This window comes from Streptomyces sp. NEAU-YJ-81 (assembly GCF_017592595.1).
Classification (GTDB): domain Bacteria; phylum Actinomycetota; class Actinomycetes; order Streptomycetales; family Streptomycetaceae; genus Streptomyces; species Streptomyces hygroscopicus_B.
In genome coordinates this window covers 69,179-89,370 of sequence record NZ_JAGFNO010000004.1, presented here as the reverse complement: position 1 = coordinate 89,370, position 20,192 = coordinate 69,179, and the positions used below count along the sequence as shown (strand labels likewise).

At 71.8% G+C, this 20,192-nt stretch carries 23 protein-coding genes; 8 read left to right on the top strand and 15 right to left on the bottom strand.

What is annotated here, in order from left to right; translation table 11 throughout:
• Positions 1 to 95: 95 nt before the first annotated feature.
• The 3 genes from J5X86_RS11565 to J5X86_RS11555 all read left to right on the top strand — a co-directional run bounded on the left by J5X86_RS11565 (position 96) and on the right by J5X86_RS11555 (position 1,254).
• On the top strand, positions 96 to 500 hold the full coding sequence (locus J5X86_RS11565; protein ID WP_208516659.1) for a nuclear transport factor 2 family protein: 405 nt from the start codon (positions 96 to 98) through the stop codon (positions 498 to 500).
• A 182-nt stretch (positions 501 to 682) separates the two neighbouring features.
• Positions 683 to 967: a hypothetical protein gene (locus J5X86_RS11560; RefSeq protein WP_208516658.1), complete on the top strand. Its 285-nt coding sequence runs from the start codon at positions 683 to 685 to the stop codon at positions 965 to 967.
• The gene (locus J5X86_RS11555; protein WP_014057923.1) at positions 964 to 1,254 is read left to right on the top strand and encodes a hypothetical protein; all 291 of its coding nucleotides are present in this window, start codon (positions 964 to 966) and stop codon (positions 1,252 to 1,254) included. Before J5X86_RS11560 ends, J5X86_RS11555 begins: the two co-directional genes overlap by 4 nt.
• Positions 1,255 to 1,281: 27 nt before the next feature.
• On the opposite strand, the gene J5X86_RS11550 is transcribed toward J5X86_RS11555, so the two are convergent.
• Positions 1,282 to 2,193, bottom strand: a complete 912-nt coding sequence (locus J5X86_RS11550) for an SDR family oxidoreductase (RefSeq protein ID WP_208516657.1) — start codon at positions 2,191 to 2,193, stop codon at positions 1,282 to 1,284.
• Between the two features lie 123 nt (positions 2,194 to 2,316).
• On the opposite strand from J5X86_RS11550, the gene J5X86_RS11545 reads away from it, so the two are divergent.
• Complete coding sequence (locus tag J5X86_RS11545; RefSeq protein ID WP_208516656.1) at positions 2,317 to 2,886, top strand: TetR family transcriptional regulator; 570 nt, start codon at positions 2,317 to 2,319, stop codon at positions 2,884 to 2,886.
• A 91-nt stretch (positions 2,887 to 2,977) separates the two neighbouring features.
• Here J5X86_RS11545 and J5X86_RS11540 read toward each other — a convergent pair whose 3' ends face one another.
• Genes J5X86_RS11540 through J5X86_RS11500 form a run of 9 tightly spaced genes read right to left on the bottom strand, consistent with a single transcriptional unit; the run spans position 2,978 to position 11,317 of the window.
• Positions 2,978 to 3,541, bottom strand: a complete 564-nt coding sequence (locus tag J5X86_RS11540; protein WP_208516655.1) for an HD domain-containing protein — start codon at positions 3,539 to 3,541, stop codon at positions 2,978 to 2,980.
• Positions 3,538 to 4,368: an inositol monophosphatase family protein gene (locus J5X86_RS11535; protein WP_208516654.1), complete on the bottom strand. Its 831-nt coding sequence runs from the start codon at positions 4,366 to 4,368 to the stop codon at positions 3,538 to 3,540. Before J5X86_RS11535 ends, J5X86_RS11540 begins: the two co-directional genes overlap by 4 nt.
• Positions 4,365 to 5,633, bottom strand: a complete 1,269-nt coding sequence (locus J5X86_RS11530) for an alpha-D-ribose 1-methylphosphonate 5-triphosphate diphosphatase (protein ID WP_208516653.1) — start codon at positions 5,631 to 5,633, stop codon at positions 4,365 to 4,367. Before J5X86_RS11530 ends, J5X86_RS11535 begins: the two co-directional genes overlap by 4 nt.
• Positions 5,630 to 6,406, bottom strand: a complete 777-nt coding sequence (locus tag J5X86_RS11525; RefSeq protein ID WP_208516652.1) for an ATP-binding cassette domain-containing protein — start codon at positions 6,404 to 6,406, stop codon at positions 5,630 to 5,632. Before J5X86_RS11525 ends, J5X86_RS11530 begins: the two co-directional genes overlap by 4 nt.
• Positions 6,407 to 6,411: 5 nt before the next feature.
• Positions 6,412 to 8,277, bottom strand: coding sequence for an alpha-D-ribose 1-methylphosphonate 5-phosphate C-P-lyase PhnJ (locus J5X86_RS11520; protein WP_208516651.1), 1,866 nt, complete (start codon positions 8,275 to 8,277; stop codon positions 6,412 to 6,414).
• Complete coding sequence (locus J5X86_RS11515) at positions 8,274 to 9,404, bottom strand: carbon-phosphorus lyase complex subunit PhnI (protein WP_208516650.1); 1,131 nt, start codon at positions 9,402 to 9,404, stop codon at positions 8,274 to 8,276. The genes J5X86_RS11520 and J5X86_RS11515 overlap by 4 nt, the downstream gene beginning before the upstream one ends.
• Positions 9,404 to 10,099 (bottom strand): phosphonate C-P lyase system protein PhnH, encoded by a 696-nt coding sequence (phnH, locus tag J5X86_RS11510; protein ID WP_208516649.1) that lies wholly within the window; start codon positions 10,097 to 10,099, stop codon positions 9,404 to 9,406. Before phnH ends, J5X86_RS11515 begins: the two co-directional genes overlap by 1 nt.
• The gene (locus J5X86_RS11505) at positions 10,096 to 10,518 is read right to left on the bottom strand and encodes a phosphonate C-P lyase system protein PhnG (protein ID WP_208516648.1); all 423 of its coding nucleotides are present in this window, start codon (positions 10,516 to 10,518) and stop codon (positions 10,096 to 10,098) included. Before J5X86_RS11505 ends, phnH begins: the two co-directional genes overlap by 4 nt.
• A gap of 34 nt (positions 10,519 to 10,552) precedes the next feature.
• The gene (locus J5X86_RS11500) at positions 10,553 to 11,317 is read right to left on the bottom strand and encodes a GntR family transcriptional regulator (protein WP_208516647.1); all 765 of its coding nucleotides are present in this window, start codon (positions 11,315 to 11,317) and stop codon (positions 10,553 to 10,555) included.
• Positions 11,318 to 11,359: 42 nt separating this feature from the next.
• Here J5X86_RS11500 and J5X86_RS11495 point away from each other — a divergent pair, with 42 nt between their 5' ends.
• Both J5X86_RS11495 and J5X86_RS11490 read left to right on the top strand, forming a co-directional pair.
• A complete protein-coding gene (locus tag J5X86_RS11495; protein ID WP_208516646.1) occupies positions 11,360 to 11,614 on the top strand; it encodes a hypothetical protein in 255 nt (84 codons plus the stop codon).
• A gap of 43 nt (positions 11,615 to 11,657) precedes the next feature.
• Entirely contained in the window at positions 11,658 to 12,488 is an 831-nt protein-coding gene (locus J5X86_RS11490) for a M23 family metallopeptidase (protein WP_208516645.1), read from the top strand.
• Positions 12,489 to 12,557: 69 nt separating this feature from the next.
• Here the strand turns inward: J5X86_RS11490 and J5X86_RS11485 are convergent, their stop codons facing one another.
• Positions 12,558 to 13,286, bottom strand: coding sequence for a helix-turn-helix domain-containing protein (locus J5X86_RS11485; protein ID WP_308124539.1), 729 nt, complete (start codon positions 13,284 to 13,286; stop codon positions 12,558 to 12,560).
• On the opposite strand from J5X86_RS11485, the gene J5X86_RS11480 reads away from it, so the two are divergent.
• Positions 13,221 to 14,099: an alpha/beta hydrolase gene (locus J5X86_RS11480; RefSeq protein WP_208517000.1), complete on the top strand. Its 879-nt coding sequence runs from the start codon at positions 13,221 to 13,223 to the stop codon at positions 14,097 to 14,099. The genes J5X86_RS11485 and J5X86_RS11480 overlap by 66 nt on opposite strands.
• Positions 14,100 to 14,113: 14 nt before the next feature.
• Here J5X86_RS11480 and J5X86_RS11475 read toward each other — a convergent pair whose 3' ends face one another.
• Genes J5X86_RS11475 through J5X86_RS11465 form a run of 3 tightly spaced genes read right to left on the bottom strand, consistent with a single transcriptional unit; the run spans position 14,114 to position 17,941 of the window.
• The gene (locus tag J5X86_RS11475) at positions 14,114 to 15,751 is read right to left on the bottom strand and encodes a VWA domain-containing protein (protein ID WP_208516644.1); all 1,638 of its coding nucleotides are present in this window, start codon (positions 15,749 to 15,751) and stop codon (positions 14,114 to 14,116) included.
• Positions 15,752 to 15,771: 20 nt separating this feature from the next.
• A complete protein-coding gene (locus tag J5X86_RS11470; protein ID WP_208516643.1) occupies positions 15,772 to 16,983 on the bottom strand; it encodes an AAA family ATPase in 1,212 nt (403 codons plus the stop codon).
• Between the two features lies 1 nt (position 16,984).
• Positions 16,985 to 17,941 (bottom strand): AraC family transcriptional regulator, encoded by a 957-nt coding sequence (locus J5X86_RS11465; protein WP_208516642.1) that lies wholly within the window; start codon positions 17,939 to 17,941, stop codon positions 16,985 to 16,987.
• Positions 17,942 to 18,041: 100 nt separating this feature from the next.
• Between J5X86_RS11465 and J5X86_RS11460 the strand changes: the two genes are divergently transcribed.
• The gene (locus tag J5X86_RS11460) at positions 18,042 to 18,968 is read left to right on the top strand and encodes an MBL fold metallo-hydrolase (protein ID WP_208516641.1); all 927 of its coding nucleotides are present in this window, start codon (positions 18,042 to 18,044) and stop codon (positions 18,966 to 18,968) included.
• A gap of 6 nt (positions 18,969 to 18,974) precedes the next feature.
• Here J5X86_RS11460 and J5X86_RS11455 read toward each other — a convergent pair whose 3' ends face one another.
• A complete protein-coding gene (locus J5X86_RS11455) occupies positions 18,975 to 20,177 on the bottom strand; it encodes an erythromycin esterase family protein (protein WP_208516640.1) in 1,203 nt (400 codons plus the stop codon).
• Positions 20,178 to 20,192: the final 15 nt, after the last annotated feature.

The following is a 20,192-nucleotide window of genomic DNA, read 5'->3' as shown; positions in this document are numbered from 1 at the left end:
ATTAGCGTGCGCTGCGCACGCAATATGCGGTACGGTGTAGATGCGTGCTCGGCGCACGCAGTTTTTGATGCTTCCAGCTACCGAAGGACACCGTCATGGCCACCGCCACCTCTCGCACCGACATCGCCGCAGCCCTCACCGACCTGCTCTTCACGCCCGGCTTTGACCTGGCCGAGGCTGCCGACCGGCACTTCACCCCCGACTACCGCCAGCGCACCGACGGCCGCTGGGACGACCGCGGCGAGTTCATGGCCCATATCGCCCACCTGCGCACGATCGTCGCCGGCGGATCGGTCCAGGTCCTCGACGAACTCGTGCAGGGCAACCTCTACGCGGACCGTCATGTCATCGACGTCGCGAAGACCGACGGCTCCACCGTGCGCACGGAGGTCTACCTCTTCGGCGAGTTCGCCCCGGACGGGCGCTTCCGCCGCATCGAGGAGACCACCCTCATGCTGCAGGGCGCCGAGACCGACCGGAACATGGGCAGCGCTCGCTGACGCCGCGCGGCGCCGGCGCTCGGGAGCGGTGCCGCGTTCCCGCGCGCCCCCACCGACTACCCTGATCTCCCACTGCGCCCCATGGGGCACGCGTCCTGCGAGAGAATGACCCGAGCCCGAGCGAAGGTGTCTCGACTGGGGCCGCAGAACGTCACACCCGATGCGGGGAAGGGAAATCGGAGATGAGCGCACAGCCCGAACACCCCACCGACCGCAGGATCCCGGCGATCCCGAACACGATCAACGGCATCGGCGATGCGCTGACCGGAGCGAACCGGGCCCACTTCTATGCCGAGGTCCTTGCGGCTGAAGAGGAGACCGTTCCCGGCATCATGCGCAAGTGGTGGAAGGCGGCCATGCTCGACAGCGCCCCCGGCGCCGCGGAGAGCCGTTCCAACGCCGCCGCCGGCAACCGCCTGGTCTCCGTAGAGGCCCTCGCCGACCAGCTCGAGGGAATCAGCCGATGACCGCCCAGCCGCGCCGCGGCTGGGCGGTGTGGACCGAGGAAATCCCCGCACAGACGCTGCTCGACATGCCACCGGACCTTTCCAAGAAGGTGGTGAACTTCCTGAGCGCGTTGGCCCTCGAAGTCGGCGGCGCGATCGACCGCGACCGGCGGCCGCCGGGCGACCCGATGGACGACCTCGGCGCCCGGTACAGCCTGCAGATCGGCGGGGAGCCGATCGTTTTCGAATACGTCGTACTCCCCGAACTCCGTGAGATCCGCGTCCCCGTACTGGTCTGGTTCCGCTGACGTCTTGTCCGCCCCGGTGCGAGGTGGTCAGGAGGCCGGCGTGGCGAAGTAATCGCCGTGCTCAAGGTCGTCGAGCAGTGTCGGGTGGGTGGGCGACCAGCCGAGCAGCTCCTGGGTGTGAGAGCTGGAGACGGGCGCGTCGATGCCGTAGACGGTGGCCATGAACGGGCTTACGAAGTGTCCGGCAGCCTCGGCCGGGGTCAGTGAAACCGCGGGCAGATCGAGGGCGCGGGCGATCGTCTCCGCGATGCTCTTGAAGGTGACGCCGCTTTCGGCCACCCCGTGCAGCACGCTGCCCGCGGGAGCCTTCTCCAATGCCAGGCGGAACAGGCTCGCCGCGTCGAGCCGATGCACCGCGGGCCACCGGTTGCCGCCGTCGCCGACGTAGGCCGACATGCCGGTCTTTCGCGCGGTGGCGACGAGTATGCCGATGAAGCCGTAGTCCCTGGGGCCGTGGACGGTGGGAGCGAGCCGGACCACGCTCGTGCGTACTCCCCGGGCGGCGAAGCCCAGACACGCTCGCTCGCCCGGGATCCGGAATCCGGCGATCCCGGCCGGGTCGGGCTCGTCCTTCTCGGTGGTCTCCCGGCCGAGGGGCATGACCAGCGTGCCGGAGGTGCTGACGAACGGTTTGCCCGAGTCTTCCAGGGCTCGGCCGAGCGTCTCGATCGCGGTCCGGTCGCGCCGCATCATGTCGTCGGGGTCGGCGAAGTCGCCGCCGAAGGCCATGTGCAGGACGCCGTCGGCGGCTTCGGCGCCGCTCCGCAGGCTGTCGAGGTCGTCCAGGGAGCCGGGGTGCGGTGTGGCGCCCAGCGACTCCAGTCGAGCGGCGGCGGCATCCGAGCGCGCCAGACCGGTGACGGTGTGGCCGGCCGCGACGAGCTCGGCGACGATGGCGGGGCCGGTCAGGCCGGAACCGCCGGTAACGAAGACATGCATGACACTCTCCCACGTAACGTCAGTGACTGGCACTACTTAGCGCCAGTCACTGACTCTACGCGTACCGCCAGTCGCTGGCGCAATGTGGTGTCGGTCACTGACATAACGCGATAGGCTGGGGGCGTGCCACGGAGCGGACTGGAAGCGCGCCGCCGTCTTCAGCAGGCGGCGCTGGAGCTGTACCGGGAGCGGGGGTTCGACCAGACCACCACGGCTGAGATCGCCGCCCGGGCCGGCGTCAACGAGCGCACGTTCTTCCGGCACTTCCCGGACAAGCGCGAGGTGCTCTTCCATGGCGAAGCCGACCTGCGCGCGGAGCTGATGCGATCGGTGGCCGAAGCGCCCGATGGTCTGCAGCCCCTCGAGATACTGCTCCGCGCCTTCCGGGAAGCCGGACGGATCCTGGAGGAGAACCGCCCGTTCTCCGAACCGCGGCTGGAAGTCATCGCCAAGACACCAACGCTCCGCGAACGCGAGTTGGCCAAGGCCGCGTCGCTCACCGAAGCCGTGGCGGAGGCGCTGCGGCAGCGCGGTGTCGCCGACCGGCTGGCCGGTCTGGCGGCTCAGACCGGCTGGGCCGCCTTTCACCAAGCGGCCGGGGCCTGGATCGACGACCCCTCACAGAGCCTGGAGGCGCATCTCTCCCGAGCCTTCGACGACCTGCGCGCCCTCTCGGCGACGTCGGGAAGCTAGGCCGGGAGAGCAGACGCTCATCGCTCCGTCGACCAAGCACACAACCCCCCGGGGGCAGACCGAGCGGCCTGCCCCCGGGGCGCCACCGACGTCAGGTCCGCCGTGCGGCGACGCAGCGGGCGTGGGCCGCCAGGAGGTCCGGCATCGTGAGCCGCGGGCCGTCCGGATCCTTTGCCGCGTCGTCCCAGCGGCGCAGCGCGACCGCGTCCGCGGACAGCGGATGCGCCGCGAACTCCGCCGCCTCGCGCTCGTCCATCGGGCCGCCCTGGACCTTCAGGGAGGCGATCGACGCCGGGCTGAGCAGGGCGTGGTACGCCGGATCGGTCGCCATCAGATAGCGCTTGGCCGGTACGTGCTGGGCGATGACCCATGCCGCCCGTTCGCTCACCCGACGCCGGGCGAACTCGGCGCCCGCCACCTCGTGCGGCAGGCCCGGGTGTTCGGCCCGGACCGGCCGGGCCCGGCCGATGTCGTGCAGCGCCGCGGCCACCACCAGCTCGTCGTCCGCGCCCGCGTCCCTCGCCAGCCACGCCGTCTGCAGCGCGTGGGTCCGCTGGTCGACGGCCTCCCCGCCGTAGGGCAGGCCCGCGAGGCCGTCGACGAGTGCGGTCAGCTCCTCGCCCGTGAGCGGGACAGCGGGAATACCGCTGGTCATCGGTCCTCCGTTCCGCGGATGGTCTCCGCCAGTTCCTCCGCGAGCCGCGGGGTCGCCGCCACCACACCCGACCAGCGGCGGGTGAGGTCGGGATCGATCTCCAGCGGTCGGCCGTGCACATCGATCACCGCGCCGCCCGCCGCGGGGACCGTCACCATCGCGGCCGCCAGGTCCACGATCCGGTGGGTGTCGGAGCCGGCGTCGGCGAACGCGTCCGTCGACCCCTCGGCCACCAGCACCGCTTCCAGACAACTCGTCGACAGGATGCGGATCCTGGCCGCCCGTGTCGCCACCCGCCACCACGCGTCGGCGATATGCGCCTGCGGCCGCAGCAGACTCACCGCCGCGCCGTCCAGCTCCGTACGGCCGTTCGTGCGGTACGGCGACGGCCGGCCCGCCACCGTATGCCAGCAGCGCCCGGTGTCCAGCCAGCTGGTCAGCGCCTCCGTCGGCACTCCGTCCACCGCGACGACACCCGCGAACGCGGACAGGGGGACACCGGAGGCGGCGTTCGCCGTGCCGTCCACCGGGTCGGTGACCAGTGTGACGGCTGAGCCGTTGTCGATGTGGCCCAGCTCCTCGCTGAGCAGATTGATCCGGTGGGCGTTCACGACCTCGGCGATCGCGGTGTCCACCATGATGTCCAGCCGCATCGTGGGCGTACCGTCCGCGCCGACCTGCACCTTCTCGGCCAGCTGGGCCCGGTCGTACGCCTCGCGTGCGGCGCGGAACGCGTCCGTGGCGGCGCGGGTCGCCGCGGCCAGTGCCGGGTGGACGCCGGAGGGCAGGTGCGGTTCGGGCACCGGCCAGGGGATCCGGCCGCTCATGCCGCGTCACCTCCCGAGGATCCCGAGGATCCCGAGGATCCCGAGGCCGGGCGCAGGACGGCCGCGACGACGGGCCAGGGGCGGCCCGGTTCGGCCAGCACCAGGTCGGCCCGCAGACCCGGCGCGAGCCGGCCGCGGTCCGGGAGACCGGCCACGTCCGCGGCGCCTCCGGTGACCAGGCCGACCGCCTCGGGCAGCGACGCCGGCCCGTCCTCGGCGAGCAGCAGTGCCGCCGAGAGCAGCCCCGACGGCAGATAGTCCGAGGCGAGCGCGGTGACCAGGCCGCGGCCGACCAGTTCGCGGCCGGACGCGTTGCCGTTGTGCGAGTGGCCACGCAGGACGTTGGGAGCGCCCATCACGACCGGCATGCCGTGCTCGCGTGCGGCCTTCGCGGCCGCCGTCGTGGTGGGGAACTCCGCGACCGAGCCGCCCCGGTCGCACAGCTCCTCGATCTCCTGCGGCGAACTGGGGTCGTGGCCGAGCAGCCGGATCCGGCCCGCCCCGGCCTGCTCGCCGAGCCACTCCAGCGCCTCCTCGCGGACGTCGAGCCGGCCGTCCCGGTCCTCGATCAGCCGGTCGACGTAGGCGCGGGCCTCCTCCTCGGTGACCCCGCGGGTGCCGACGAGATACCGCTCGTAGTAGCCGCGGTCCGCGTACTGCCCCTGGCCCGGGGTGTGGTCCTCGTGCGACACCAGGACCGGCCCCCGGGCGGCGCCACCGATCTCCGCGAGCCGCTGCCGCAGCCCGGCCAGACCCTCCGGGCAGCGGATGTCCAGCCGGTGCAGGACCCGGTGGTCCACCAGACCGTCGTCGCCGCGGCTCTCCACGGCCGCGCAGATCCGCCGCGCGCTCTCCAGGGTGCGGCGCATCCCCCGGCCGCCGCTCTCCTCGAACGCCGCGCCGTGGAACGCCGTCGTCACACCGGCCGCGCGCAGCTTGCCCTCGAAGGACAACAACGCGAACTCCATGGGCAGTTCGGCCCCCGGCCGCGGCAGCAGCTCCTTCTCCAGACCGTCGCTGTGCACGTCCACCAGACCGGGCAGACACAGCATCCCCTGGCCGTCGACATCGGCCTCCACACCGGCCGGGTGCGGTTCGACCGCCGCGATCCTGCCGTCCCGGACCGCGACCAGCGCGTCGTCCAGGAGCCGGTCCGGCAGCACCGCCCGTACGTGCCCCAGCACATAGTCCTGGGGCGGGCCGCCCAGCGTCCAGCCCTGGGCCGGCGCCCCGGCCGGTCCCCTGCTCACCAGTCCCGTGTTCATGCCGCAGCCTCCAGCATCTGCTCCGGCGCGCCCTGCCGGGCGATCCGTCCGTCCCCGACGAATACCACCCGCGACGCCAGCCGCCGGATGGCGTCCATGTCGTGGAAGACGGCGAGGACGGCGACGCCCTGCCCCGCCAGCGAGTCGACCAACTCCAGCGCGGCCTCCCGGTTGGCCGGGTCCAGCGCGGAGACCGGCTCGTCGAGCAGCAGCAGCCGGGGCGGCTGCACCGTGCCCGCGGCGAGGTTCACCCGCTGGCGCTCACCGCCGGAGAGGACACCGCAGTCGACGTCCCACAGCGTTTCGTCGAGGTTCAGCCGGCGCAGCGCGGCGGCAGCGGCCTCCCTCGCCTCGCCCCGGTCGAGCCCGCGCCGCCGGGCGGTCGCGGCGACGACCTCCAGCGGGCCGGTGCGCGGCGGTGCGGCGAGGAACTGCGAGACATAGCCGAAGTGCCGGCCGCGCAGCCGGGCCATCTCCCGGTCGGGCAGCGTGGTCAGCTCGACCGTCCCGGCCGGTGTGCGCAGCCGTACGGAACCCGAGTCCGGCAGGTAGGTGCGGTACACACAGCGCAGCAGTGAGGACTTGCCCGCACCGCTGGGGCCCGCGAGGGCGACGTGCTCGCCGGTGTGCACATCGAGGTCGACACCGCGCAGCGACGGCACCGTCCGCCCGTCGATGCTGTGCAGGGTGAAGGACTTGTACAGGGCGCGTACGGACAGCACGGTGCCCTGGTTCTCGGACAGGGAGTGGGTGGTGTCGGCGGTGGTGTTCACCGGGCTCACCTCCGGGCGGCGGCGACGAGCCGCTGGGTGTAGGGGTGGTGGGGATCGTGGAAGAGCTGGTCGGTCAGGCCCTGTTCGACGACCCGGCTCATCTGCATGACCAGCGTGCGGTCGGTCAGCGCCTCGATCACCGAGAAGTCGTGGCTGACGACCACGGCGGCGACGTCCCGCTCGGCGAGCAGGCTCCGCAGCAGATCGAGCACACCGGCGGCGACGGAGGCGTCCAGACCAGTGGTGGGCTCGTCGAGCAGCAGCACCGGCGGTTCGGTGGCCAGGGCCTTGGCGATCTGCACGCGCTGCCGCATGCCGCCGGAGAAGGTGTGCACCGGGTCGTCCATACGGGACAGCGGCACCTCGACCCGGTCCAGCAGCTCCGCCGCGCGGCGCCGGATGGCGTGATAGCCGCGCCAGCCCGCCGCGGTCAGCCGCTCGGCGATGTTGCCGCCCGCGGAGACGCGCAGGTCGAGCCCGGCGGCCGGGTCCTGGTAGACCACGGCCATCGAGTCGATCCGCAGCCGCCGCCGTACGGCCGCGGGCAGCGCGAGCACCTCGGATGCGCCGTTGTCCACCGAGGCCAGGTGGACCTGTCCGGCCGTGGCCGGTTCGTCGCCGATGACACAGCGCAGCACGGTGGACTTGCCGGAGCCCGACTCGCCGATGAGGCCCAGGGCCTCGCCCGGCGCCACGTCGAAGGAGACGTCCCAGGCGGCCACCACCGCACCGGTGGACGGGCTGATCGCGGTGGAGTGCTCGGGGCCCGTGCCGGGTACGGCCGATGCGCCACCCGCGCCGTGCACCTTGCCGATGCCATCGACACGCAGGGCCCAGTCGGGGCCGCCGGCCCGGATCCTGCGGGCGGGCGCCGGTGTGTCGTCCGCCTCGGCGGTAAGGGCCACGGGCGCGCCCCGGCGTCCCGCGCGGGATGCCGGATCGGGCAGCAGGGCCAGCGGCGCGCGCTCCCGGTGGGCGCCGGTGTCGGCGTCCCCCGCCTGGACCCGCGCGCACCATTCGGTGTCGCTGCAGGCGAAGGCGCCCTCGGTACCGGCGTTGACGAGGTAGACGTCGTCGCTGCCGCAGAACTTGCAGCGCCCGCCCGGCTCGTGCTCGACCTCGAAGGGCACGTCGTCGAAGGTGAGGGGCCGCACTTCGGTGTGCGGGGGCACCGCGTACATGCGCTTCTCCCGGCCGGCGCCGAAGAGGTTGAGGTGCTCGGCCTCGTGGAGCCGGGGCACGTCCCACCGTGGGATGGGGCTGGTCGCCATCACATAGCGGCCGCCGACCAGCACCGGGTAGCCGGTGCTCGCGGTGATCACGCCGTTGCGGACGATGTCCTCGTAGAGGCTGACCCACATCGCGGAGTAGTCGTCCTCGGCGTGCATCCGCGCGCATTCGGCCACCGACTTCCGCACACCGCGCAGCGGCTCGGGCACCGGCACCTGGTAGACCAGCACATGCTGGGCGCCCAGGGCCTCCTCGGGGACGCGGTGCCGGGTCTGTACGACCGTGGCCTCCCGGGTGTCGGCGGACTCGCCGCAGCCGGTGGTCCCGGCGATCATCCGGCGCAGGTTGGTGGCGTTGACCCCGGCGTCATCGCCCTGGTCGATCACCTTCACCGTGTCCTCGGCGCCGATCACCCCCAGGGTGACCTGCAGTCCGCCCGAGCCCCAGCCGCGCGCCACCGGCATCTCCCGGGAGCCGAACGGGACTTGGTAGCCGGGCACGCAGACCGCGGCGAGCGCGGCCCGGCGGATCTCCCGCTTGGCGTCCTCGTCGAGGATCCCGGCGGGCGGGCTGCCCGCGTCCGCCTCGGCGACGAGCGCGCCGATCCCGGACACCCGTGGTGTGTCGTACGTCGTGCTCATCGGCAGTCCTTTCCGGCGGGCTCGGCGACCCGTGCGAGCGGGTCCTCTCCCGCCTCGGCGGCGGCCCGCATGGCTTGCTTGCGCTCGACCATCGAGCGGAAGGTGACGTAGTGGGGGAGCTTCAGGTGCTCCAGGAAACCGCCCGAATCGAGGCCGTCGATGGTGAGCAGCAGCAACTGCTCCAGCGGCCCGCTGCGGCCGAACCGGCGGTTGGCGATGTCCAGGTTGGCCATGGCGATCGCCTTGCGCTCGTTGTGCCCGAAGCACAGGCCGTAGCCGATGTCGAAGCGCGTACGGTCCTCGTCCGCGCCGTCCAGGTCCTCGATGGCCTCGGCCTCGGTGACCCGGAACTCGCCGACGGTGACGGGGTTTCCCGTGTGCGGGTGGCGTACCCGCAGCGGCAGCCGCCCGTGCCGCAGTTCGCCCAGGGTGATCTCGTGCACATCGCCGTCCGGCCCGAGGATCGAGCGGTACCACAGCGCCACCAGCGCACCGGACTCGGCGCGGGCCATGGCGGCCAGGACGGCGGACCGGTCGGCGGGCGGCCGGGCGGGCTTGCGGGTGATGTCGTGCGGCTCCGGATCGTCGGCGGTCCGCCCCTCGGCGAGCAGTTCCATCTTCCGCAGGAGGTCCATGAACCGGCGGGGGCTGCGCTGCTCCTCGGTGCGCTCCGCGCTGTCCGTGGCCTCCGCGGTGGCCGGGTCCTCCGGCGCCGGCTCCGGCGGGCCGTCGGGCCGCTCCAGCAGGCGGCCGGTGTAGTCGGACGTACGGCCGAGCAACTGCGGGCCGTCGGGCTCGCGGAACGCGGGCACGATGCGGCGTATCACGGTCATCTCGCCCGGGTCGACGGGTTCGCTGACCGCCAGCCGCGGCAGGGTGGACCGCTGCGCGCGCAGCAGGTGCGATGCCTCCAGGGTGTCCCCCTCGGCCTGCCGGAAGGCGTCGGCCGCGGTGGGCTCGTCGTACAGGCCGGCCTCGCCCATCACCCGGTCGACGGCCAGCCGGAACCGGGCGGTGATCTGCTCGGTGGACGACCACGGCGCGGGCGCGTGGTCCCGCTTGCGGCGGACCAGGTCCTCGGCGGCGAGAATCGCCTCGAGTCCTCCGCGTGCTCCCGAGTACCCCATCAGTCCTCCTTCTCGGCCACGGCACTGGACGTGGCATCGGCCACGGCACTGGTCGCCGCATCGGCCACGATCGTGACGGTCGTGCTGCGCGGCAGGCCCATGACGCGGCCGTCGGGCGTGGCGAGCAGCAGATCGGCCCCCGCGGGGAAGCCGCCGACGGCCTCGGCGCGCGCCGCCACGAACCCCTCCGGCACACCCTGCGGGGCGATGTCCCGTTCACCCGGTACGCCGGGCCCGGACAGCCGCCAGGTGGACGGCCCGCCCTCCAGCGCGGTCACCGGCAGACACAGAACGGCGCCGTCCTCCGGCGCGTCGGCGGTGCCGCGGGCCAGCCGCAGGATCTCCTCCGCCGCGACGGGCCGTACGGCGGCGGCGAGCCGGGCCTTCTCCAGCGGCGCCGCGGGGGCGTTGGTGGCCACGCTCACCACGTCCGACCAGCGGTGCGAGCCATCCTCCTCCAGGACGCGGACACCGGTGCCGAGGTCCGCGAGCGCGAGGACCGGCAGCAGCGCGGACGGCACCGCGCCGGGGACGTCCGAGGGGAACCGGGCCACCGTGCCCGGGCGCGCCAGGGCGTCGAGCACGGCGCGGAAGACGCCCTGAGCCTGGGCGGGGCGCAGCTTGGCCGCGGTCACCAGTTCGGCGGTTCCGGAGGCGCCCGAGGCGGGTGCCGGCTCTGTTTCTACGGCGGTCACGTCAGCTCCTCGAATGCGACGACGGTCGGGGCGAGCTCCGCCCACTCCTGGCTCTCCCGCCGCTCGCGGCGCTCCGCGACGCGCTCGCACAGCAGGTCGATCTCGGCGGCCCGGGGGCGGCCGGACTGTGCCTCGGCGTCCAGCACCGCGGCGGCCAGCGCGGCCGCGCGGTCGTCCCCGAGACGCATGGCCCAGCCGCGGTGGCCCGCGAGCTCCACCTCGGCCCGGCAGGCCAGGACGTCACCGAGCAGGAACCGCTGCTCCAGGACCGGCTCGCGGACCTGCGCGGTCACGCACCCGACCTCGGGCCCCACCAGCACCCGTACCTGCGCGCCGTCGGCGATGCAGGCATCGGCCAGTTCGATCAGTTCGGCCCTCTCGGCCTCGGCCAGCAGGGCACAGCGATGCTCCCTGCTCATGACGTATGTCACTGCTTCTCCTGGTTCTCCTGGTTCATTGCGGTGTGACAACTCTCTGCGGTGTGGCGGCCTCGTCACCGGTGGCCGCCCGCTCGTCGAGTTCGACCACGACACGGACGGCGTCGGCACGGGTCCAGGTACGGCTGCACATCAGGACGTTGCCGATCGCCTCGTCCCGGCTGACGCTCTCCACCAGCCAGGCGGGCTGGCTGCTCTCCATGCGCAGGATGTGCAGGACCTCCGCCGGGGGGACGTCGATGCTGACCCGGCACCAGGCCCGCATCGGCCGCGCCCGCACCGTCTGGCGGAGTACGAGATCGACGGAGTCGACCGCGTGCAGTGCCAGATCCAGGTACGGCACCTCGTCCACCGGGATCCACTCGTGGGTCCAGGAGGCGAGGAGGTCGTCGATGTAGAACTCGCGCACCACCTCGTGCACCGGCGACCCGGCGGGCCGCTCGAACCTGTCCGTCAGCCCGGCGGGCAGGGGGATCGTGCGCACCGACTTGACCAGTGCGCGAGGTGTGGCGCCCGCCGCGGCGATCGTGGCGGACCACGACGGCGGGACGCTGCGCGAGATGACGTAGTCGATGCGCCGGTTGACGAACGTGCCCGAACCCTGGGTCCGGCGGACGACGAACCGTCGCTCCAATTCCTGAACGGCCGCCCGTGCGGCGGCCCGGCCCACGCCGAACCGCCGGGCGATCTCGGCCTCGCTGGCGACCCGTGTGCCACGGGCGCACTCGGCCAGCTCGGCGGACAACTGCTCCGCGATCTCCAGATACCTGGTCGCACTCACACCGGGAACTGTGATCGGCCCGCTCGTCCGGACAACCTGCCGATGGCCAACGAGTCAGGCCGGGAACGTGAACAAACGGGACAGTTGTTTCACGATTCGAACCGGCCTTCTTCCTTGGAAACCAAGGTGTGCAGCCATCCGGCGGTCAGTGGATCGGTCAACCCGGGCCTTCGCACCCAAGGCTGCGGGCCACCTCACCGGGACGGCGGCTCACTGCGCGCGAAAGTCGTGATCAATCTGGTCTGGTGGCCCGCCGGACATCTGCGCAAGCATCAAGCTCTCACCCATCGGCGGTGAACATCGCACGGCAAAGAACCACGGCAAGGAACGAGGAGCACTCTTGTTGACGTCCCTGTGGAAGCGACACGGCCTGGTCTTCGCCATCGGGGCGGTGTGCATCCTGGTGAACAGACAGGGGCTGGGCCCGCTCTGGTTCGCAGGCGTCATTCTTCTGGTGCTCGGCGGGCTGATGCGCTGGCACCTGTGGCGCAAACAGCGCCCGCCACAAGGACAGACACCGGTCCCGGTCGAGGTGCCCGTCACCGGACGCTGGCAGGCCCTCAACGGCCCGGGCACGAAGGTGCCCAGCCACACGCACAGCCATGCGCAGACCTACGCCATCGACCTGACACACCACCCCTCGGCAGAGGCCACGCCCCCGTTCCGCCGGTTCTGGCCACTGGGCCACCGCCCGCACCATTACCCCGCCTTCGGCAGTCCCGTCCTGGCCCCCGGCGACGGCGTGGTCGTGGCAGCCACCGACCGCCAGCGCGATCACTTCTCCCGCACCTCGCTGCCCGGCATCGCCTACCTCTACCTGGAGGGCTTCGTACGCAGTCTGGGGTGGCCCCGCCATCTATGGGGCAACTACCTCGTGCTCGAGCTGGACCAGGGCGCGTATGCGGGCTTCGGGCACCTCAGGCGCGGATCTCTCCGTGTGGCCGCGGGCGACCGGGTCACGGTCGGCCGGCAGTTGGCCGAGTGCGGCAACTCCGGCAACTCCTCCGAGCCACATCTGCACTTCCAGCTCATGAGCGGACCCGACTCCGAGACCGCCCACGGTCTGCCCTTCGCATGGCGCTACCGCGATGACGACGGCACCGAACATGATGGAGTGCCGAGGGACGCCACGTACTTCACCCCGCTGAAACCCTCCGCTCCGTCCCAGTGAGAGTTCGCCGACTGGGTTTCCACAGGTCACGACTGAGATTGCCCGGTGGGGGAGTGGGGCGTTCTCCGATTACCCGGCCGTCCAGGCGGTGAGGATGCGCAGGGCATCGTGCGACGGACTGCCGGTCTCGGCGGTGAGGACCATGAGGCGCTGCCCTGAGCCGTCGGGGCTGCTCCAGACGTCGCAGTCCAGTGTCAGGTCACCGACCAGCCGATGCCGGTAGTGCTTGGTGCCGTAGCTGAGGTTGTTGACGCGGTGCTCGGCCCACCAGGTGCGGAAGTCGGCGTCCTGGACGGACAGCTCGCCGACGAGCTGGGCCAGCTCGGGGTCGTCAGGGTCCGCCGCGGCTTCCATGCGCAGCGCGGCGACGGCGTCGCGGGCGTCGTGTTCCCACTCCCGATGCATATCGCGGACGACCGGGTCCGTGAACAGCAGGCGCACGTAGTTGCGCCGCCCCGGTGGCGTCAGCGAGAAGTCTGTGAACAGGGCGGAGGCGGCAACGTTCCAGGCCAGGATGTCCATCCGCTTGCCGAGAACGACGGCGGGAGACCCCGTGAGCTGGTCGAGCAGGCGCCGCATGGCGGGCCGCATGCGCTGCGCGGGCCCCCGCCGACGGCGCGGCCGCGCGTCGGACCTGCCGGCCAGTTCGTAGAGGTACTTCTGCTGGTCGTCGTCGAGGCGCAGCGCGCGGGCGAGGGCGTCGAGCACCGATACGGATGCTCGGACGCGGCCCTGTTCCAGTCGTGTGTAGCCGACGCCACGGCACCGGGTCCGCGTCCGGCGATCGTCGTCGGCCACCCCGGCAGCGGTGTGAAAGAGCAGGCCGCCGGTCTGTACGCGCGGCGCCTGGCCGAGAGGGGCTTCATCACGCTCGCCTTCGACGCGGCGCACCAGGGCGAGAGCGGCGGCGAGCCGCGCGGTCTGGAGGACCCCGCCCACCGCGTCGAGGACCTCAAGGCGGCCGTCTCCTACCTCACCACCCGCGGCGACGTCGACGCAGAGCGCGTCGGCGCACTCGGTATCTGCGCCTCCGGTGGCTACGTACTGCCCGCCACCGCGAGCGATCACCGCATCAAGGCCGTCGCCACGGTCAGTGCCGTCGACATCGCCCGCCAGTTCCGCCTGGGAGCCGACGGAACCCAGGACCCGGCGGTGTTCCAGGGCATGCTGGACGCCGCGGCTCTAGCACGCACCACCGAGGCTCGTGGTGAGGCGCCGCCGGTCCTGACCCTCTTCCCCGACACCGCCGAGCAGGCCCGCGCGCTCGGCGGAGAACACGGCGCCGAGGGCTTCGGCTACTACCGCACCCCGCGGGCCGGGCACGCCCGCTCGGCGCGTTTCTTCACCTGGACCAGCATCGACAAGATGGCAACTTTCGACGCCTTCGCCCCGATCCCGCTGATCGGGCAACGTCCTCTGCTCATGATCGTCGGCACCCGCGCCGTCACCTCCTGGATGAGCGTCGAAGCGTTCCAGCGGGCCATCGGACCCAAGGAGATCCACTGGATCGACGGCGCAAGCCATGTCGACCTCTACGACAAGAAGCAGTACCTGGACCCCGCCGTCGAGAAGCTCGCCGGTTTCTTCAGCGAGCACCTCGGCCAATATTGAGTTCCAAGGCCGGGTCAGATCACGCGGAAGAGGTCGGCGGCCGCGTGGACGTCGGTGAGGTCCTCGATGGAGCGGAGGTTGTCGCACAGGGCCTCCAGGACCGAGCCGGTTTCGGCGGCGCGCGGGGCGCCGATGGCCACGCCGAAGACCCGGAAGCCCAACTGGTGTTTGGCGTCGTTCCAGCCGCGCATCCATTCCTCGGTGACGCCGCATTCGTCGTCGGTGATCATCACGATGTCGCCGCGCGTGCGGGCGGTGTCGTTGAACTCCTCCTCCAGCAGCTCGCGGGCCGCTGTCAGCGGCGCCTGGTAGCTGGTGCCGCCGCCGAGGAAGGTCTCCGCGAAGTCGAGAATCCGGGCGATGCCGGCGCGCCGGCCGGACGGAAAGCGGAAGACCTGGATCTTGTCGGCGGCGGAGAACAGGACGCCGACGAAGTCACGCCCCGCATGGCGGGCCTGATCCAGCAGCGCCAGGGCGCACGCCTTGGCCCACGCCTCCCGAGTGACGCCGCCGGGCCCCGCCTCGTACATGGAGTGCGAGGTGTCCACGCACGCGATGATGGCGCCCTGGCCGGTGGCCTGCTCTCCCTGGCTGTCGTAGAGCATCAGCTCCCCGGCGGCGTAGCGCGCGGCGAACACCGCACGCAGCTCGGGCAGGCCGAGGTTGGCCAGCTCGGAGGGGATGACGCGGGATAGGTCATTGCCGAGCGTGACGCCGACCAGCTCGCCGGTGGCGTTCTCCACCTTGCGGGCGCGCTCACCGCCGGCCATCTGCCGGAAGCGACCGATCAGCTCGGCCCACTGTGCGAGACGGCCACTGCCCAGCCGCTCGGCGAGCCGGGCGCGCTGGTCGAAGGGCATCCGCTCCAGCTCGCCGGGGCCAACGCCCCATGCCCGCATCAGCGCGGCCTCCTCCCGCACCGCCCGGGCGGCCTTCGCCGCCGCGTTCCGCGCGGCGGCACGGATGCCGGGAGCCGCCGCGAGGGCCTGCGCGGCGTCCTGGGCGCCCTGCCGCGCAGCGGCGTCGGCGGTCTCGGCGGCCTCGATCGCCTGTTGTACGGCGTCGGCTGCCGGGGCCGGTACGGTGCCGACCCCGTTGGGCCAATCCGCCTCGTCGGCGGCCTGCTGGAGCGCCTCGCCCACGGCGTCCGCCGCGCCTTCGGCGTCCTGCTGGGCCTGCTTCGCCCGCTCGGCCCGCTCCTGGGCCGACCGGGAGCGCTCCAGCATCCCGCGCAGCGCGGCGGCCTGGGCGAGCACGGCCATGGCGGCGGCGTAGGGGTCTCCGGCCGTCTCCCGGCGCAGCTCGGCGAACTCCAGTGACTCCACCAGCGAGGTGATGACCTGGTGGTTGACCAGCCGGGAGGGGTCCATTTCCGCGCGCTCGCGCAACCGCGGGCCGACCTTGTAGGCCGCCAGGAACACGTCGGTCAGGAGGTCGGTGGTGTAGCGGTAACGCTCGTTCAGCTCCGCGGCCACATCGCGCAGTCCGGCCGACTGCTCGTAGGTGTCGCGCCATGTGATCCGGTCGAACCGGTCCGCGGCCACGACCGCCGTGTGCCGCTCGGGAGCGGCGGCGGACCGGCCCAGCCACTTCCCGGCCCGGCTCGCCAGCTCGTCGAGCCGGCCCGGTGTCCGGCCCGGTGTCTCGCCCATGGTCCTGATCCCCCCGGTGTTCAGAGCTGGGCCTGCACCGTGCTCGCGTCCACGCCGAGGGCCTCGGTGAGTACGCGGGCGCGGACGGCGCGCTGGCGGCCGCTGACCCGGTCGATGGCGGCGGTGGAGCGGCCCGCGCTCGCCGCGTCCTGGCGCAGCTTCTCCAGCCGCTTCCCCGCCATGGCGAGCTTGTTGTGGGCCTTTTTGATGACCCACTCGCTCAGCGCCTCGCGGGACTGCCCGGCCATGGCGTCGAGTTGGGCCTCCAGTTCCTCGATGGCGTCGGCCAGGTCGAGCGCCTCCTTGGCGTCGGGGTTGACCAGTTGCAGCACCTCGCGCTCGACGGTCGGACGCTGGGCGGGGGAGTCCCACAGCACGTGCGTCAGCACCGACAGATCGGTCTCGGCGACCGCCGGACGGCCGTCGAGGTACGCGGACGCCTGGAGCAGGCCCACCGCCTGCCGCCAGCGGCGGTCGGAGGCGATGAGTTCCTTACGGCGCAGGGCGGCCCGCAGCGTACACACCGCGTCCACGATCGCGTCGGGGACGTCCACGGCCGGGACGGCTTCGGTCACGGCGTGCCGCAACGCGGCCAGCTCGACCGTGGTCCGGGCCGGTGCCGCAGGGCGGCTGACGGCGGAGCGGACCAGTGCGGCGAAGTTCGAGGGGTCTTCCAGGTACCCGACCTCGATCCGCACCAGCAGCCGGTCGTAGATCGCGGCCGAATCCTCGCCGCTGGGCAGTTCGTTGCTCGCCGTAATGGCCCCGATCAGTGGGCAGCGGATTGGCTCGCCGCCGCTCTCGGGGTGGTAGATCCGCTCGTTGAGGTAGCCCAGCGTCTCGTTCAGCGCCGCCGTGGAGCACTTGAAAATCTCGTCGATGAACGCGACATGCGCGGTCGTGGCGCGGCCGTCGTAGACCTGGCGGTACTCACCTCGGGCCAGCGCGGCGACGTCGATGGGACCGAACATCCTCGTCGGCGCGGTGAACTTCGACAGCAGGATCTCCCAGTAGGCCGCCCCCTCGATCCGGCCCGTGAGCTCCCGGGCCATCTCGGACTTCGCCGTTCCGGGCGGGCCGAGCACCAGCGAGTGCTGCCCGGCCAGCAGCGTCACCACCAGCGTCCGCACCACGTCGGCCCGCTCGTAGAAACGGTCCGACAGCTCGTCGCCGATCGCCCGCAGCCGCTTGGCCGTGTCCTGCGCGTCCTGTGCGTCCCGTGCGGTGTCCAAGTCAACTCCCTGCCTGCGAAGCCTGGTTGAGCTCACGAGACGGCCCTTCCGTGACCTGCGCTCGATACCGCCCCGGTGTCGTGCCGAACTCCCTCTCGAAGGCGTGTGAGAGTGCGTACGGGCTGCCGTAGCCGACTCGGCCGGCGATGGTGGCCAGGGTATCCGGACTGTCTCGGAGCAGGGTGGCGGCAAGGATCACGCGCCACCACGTGAGGTACGTCATCGGAGGGCGGCCGACCCGGGTGGTGAACCGGCGCGCCAGGGTGGGACGGGAGACGCCCGCCTCAGCCGCCAGACGGTCATTGCTCCACGGCGCGGCCGGGTTGGAGTGCATCGCTCGCAGGGCGGCGGCCGTCACCGGGTCGCCCAGCGCGCCGGGCCAGGCTCCGCAGGTGGTCTCGGCCATCCAGGAGCGGATCATATAGACGAGGAGGAGGTCGAGCAGGTTCGGCAGCGCGACGCAGGAGCCGGGCCGGCTCTCGTCCAGCTCACCGGCGAGCAGGTCGATCGCGGCACGGAGTTCGAGGTGGCTGCCTACTCGGCTGGGAAGGTGGACGACCTCGGGCAGCTCCGCCATGAGCGGGTGCATGCGGCTGCAGTCGAGCCAGTACTTGCCACAGAGCAGCTCCGTCGTGTTGTGATCCGGCCGGGCTCGCGGCCCTTCCTCCACGAGCCATTGCTCGAACGGCACCGCTTTCTCCTTCGCGACCGCTGCATCGACCGGGGAGTCGGCGATCACATGGCCTGTGCCATGGGGCAGCAGCACCGCGTCCCCCACGCCGAGAGGTACCAGGGTGCCGCTGTCGGTCAGCAGCCAGCAGTTGCCCTTCAGGACGACGTAGAAGCCCGCACCGTCGTACGGGTCCAGCCGTGCGCACCAACTCCCACTCGTCCGCACCCGATGGGACCAGGGGTGGCCGAGGTGCACGGCAGAGATCGCGTCGCTCACCACATCCATGTGCCGAGGATATCTCCCGTATGAGGCATGAGACGGATGCGTATTTCCTTGAGCTGGACGCGCATTGAGAGGATCGTTCGGCCTCTTTAAGTTCGAGCACATGACGAACGAGAACGAGCGTGTGCAGAGCATGGTGCTGGGGGATGTCGAGGTCATCCGGGTCATTGAGTGGCACAGGCCGTTCCTGCCCACCTCCGGCATGTTCCCGGGAGCTACCGCCGACATATGGAAGGACAACGAGGACTGGCTGGCACCGGACCACTGGGAGCCGGACAGCGACCGGACGGTGCTTGCGCTGCAGACCTGGGTGCTGCGCAGCGGTGGGCGGACCGTCCTGGTCGACACAGGAGCGGGCAACGGGCGCGAGCGGCCGGGCATGGCGCCGTTTTTCCACCAGTGTCAGGGTGATTTTCTCGGCCTTCTGGCGAGGGCCGGTGTGCGCCCGCGGGATGTCGACGTCGTCGTCAACACCCACCTCCACGTCGATCACGTCGGCTGGAACACCGTCGACGCGGACGGGGAGTGGGTACCGACGTTCCCCAACGCCCAGTACCTCATTCCGGCCGCCGACGACTCCCACTACGGTCCCGGCAATGCGAAGGGGAACGGTCTGCGGGAGGTCGACCGCCTGATCTACGAAGACAGCATCGCGCCCATCCACCGGGCCGGACAAGCCGTGCTCTGGGATGGCCTCCACCGCATCGACGAACACCTCACCCTGGAGTCCGCGCCCGGCCATACTCCCGGTTCGTCCGTGCTGCGACTCGCCTCCGGGAGCGACCGGGCGGTTTTCGTCGGAGATCTGCTGCACAGCCCGGTGCAGATTCTCCAGCCCTGTTGCAACAGCGACGCCTGCCTGGCCCCGGAACAAGCGGTGGCCAGTCGCCGTCGGATTCTCGGGCGGGCAGCCGATGAACGAGAGTTGCTCGTCCCGGCGCACTTCGGTGGTGCGGGTGCCCTGGAAGTCCGACGGAAGAGTGGCGGGTTCGCCCTCGGCCCATGGGCGACATTCAGCCCGAAGAAGTAGAGCGGGTCAGCTCTGCGGGACGTCCTTGACGAACGCGATGCCGTCAGTGCCGGCCAGATGGGCCGGGTCGAGCGGGGAGTAGCCGAACCAGGGGGATACGCGGGGCGCGGGCACCGTGTCGCCGAGGGCGGTGGCCAGCCGCGGGGCGTCGATGACGCAGCGGTCCTCCGGGAGCGCGTACAGAAGTCCCTCGATGGTGTCCGGCGGCGGAGTGTCCACTCCCTGGTGCCGGATCGTGCCCAGGGCCGTGGCCACGAAGGCGTACTCCTCGCCTAGCCGGGCACTCACCAGGGCACCGGCGCTCCACCACTCCAGCGGCATCCCGCCCATCCGCATCGTGCTCTTCTCCCGCTGGAGATGGCCGTTGTGGGCGTGGACCAATGCCGGGCCCTGTTCCGCGAGGGTGAGGAGGTTGTGGGCCATCATCTGGTCCCGCAGGCTCACCAGCCAGGTCATGCGGGCCGGTGAGGTGTCGGCCATCCAGTAGTGGTAGCGCAGCAGGCCGGTGGCGGTGCGCCCGTACAGGCGCGCCCGGTCCCAGTCGTCCCGCGAGGTCGCCGCGAGCAGGTGCGGCGTCTGCGTGTCGAGCAGGGCCACCAGATCGTCGGCGAGCAGCCGCAACTCCCCGGCCTCGGCCGACTGCCCCACGGACTGGGCCGGGTCCATCATCGCGGCGGGATCGGTCCACCGGTCGTCGGCGCCGAGCAGGCGGTCGAGCGTTTCCCCGGTGCAGGGGAGCAGGTCCGCGTCCACCCGGTCCGCGAGGTAGCCGTGGAGTGCGGTGAGGGCCTGCCGGGGGCTGGCGGCGCCGGTGATCTCCAGCGGTCCGTCGAAACCGGCGAAGCGGAGCCGCTCGGACGCGGGCCTGCCGTCGTTGTAGACGCGCATCCAGCGCACGAGTTCGCGGTTGGCCGCGGAGGTGCCCCAGCCATGGCTGAATCCGTGCTCCATGACCTCGTCGAGCGTGCCTGTGCCCGAGGCGACGTAGTCGTCCACGACCAGGCCCATCATGCAGTCGCTCTCGATCGCGATCGTCCGGTAGCCCTCCTGCTCGACGAGCTGTCGGAAGAGCTCGTTGCGCAGGTCGAGCAGAGTGTCCTCGCCGTGGGTGGGCTCGCCCAGGGCGAGCAGCCGGGGCCGGGCCGGAAACAGCCTCATGACGGCGGGGGCCTCGACGGCATGGGCGGTGTCCTCGATGTCGGTAGCCATGCCTTCAACGGTATC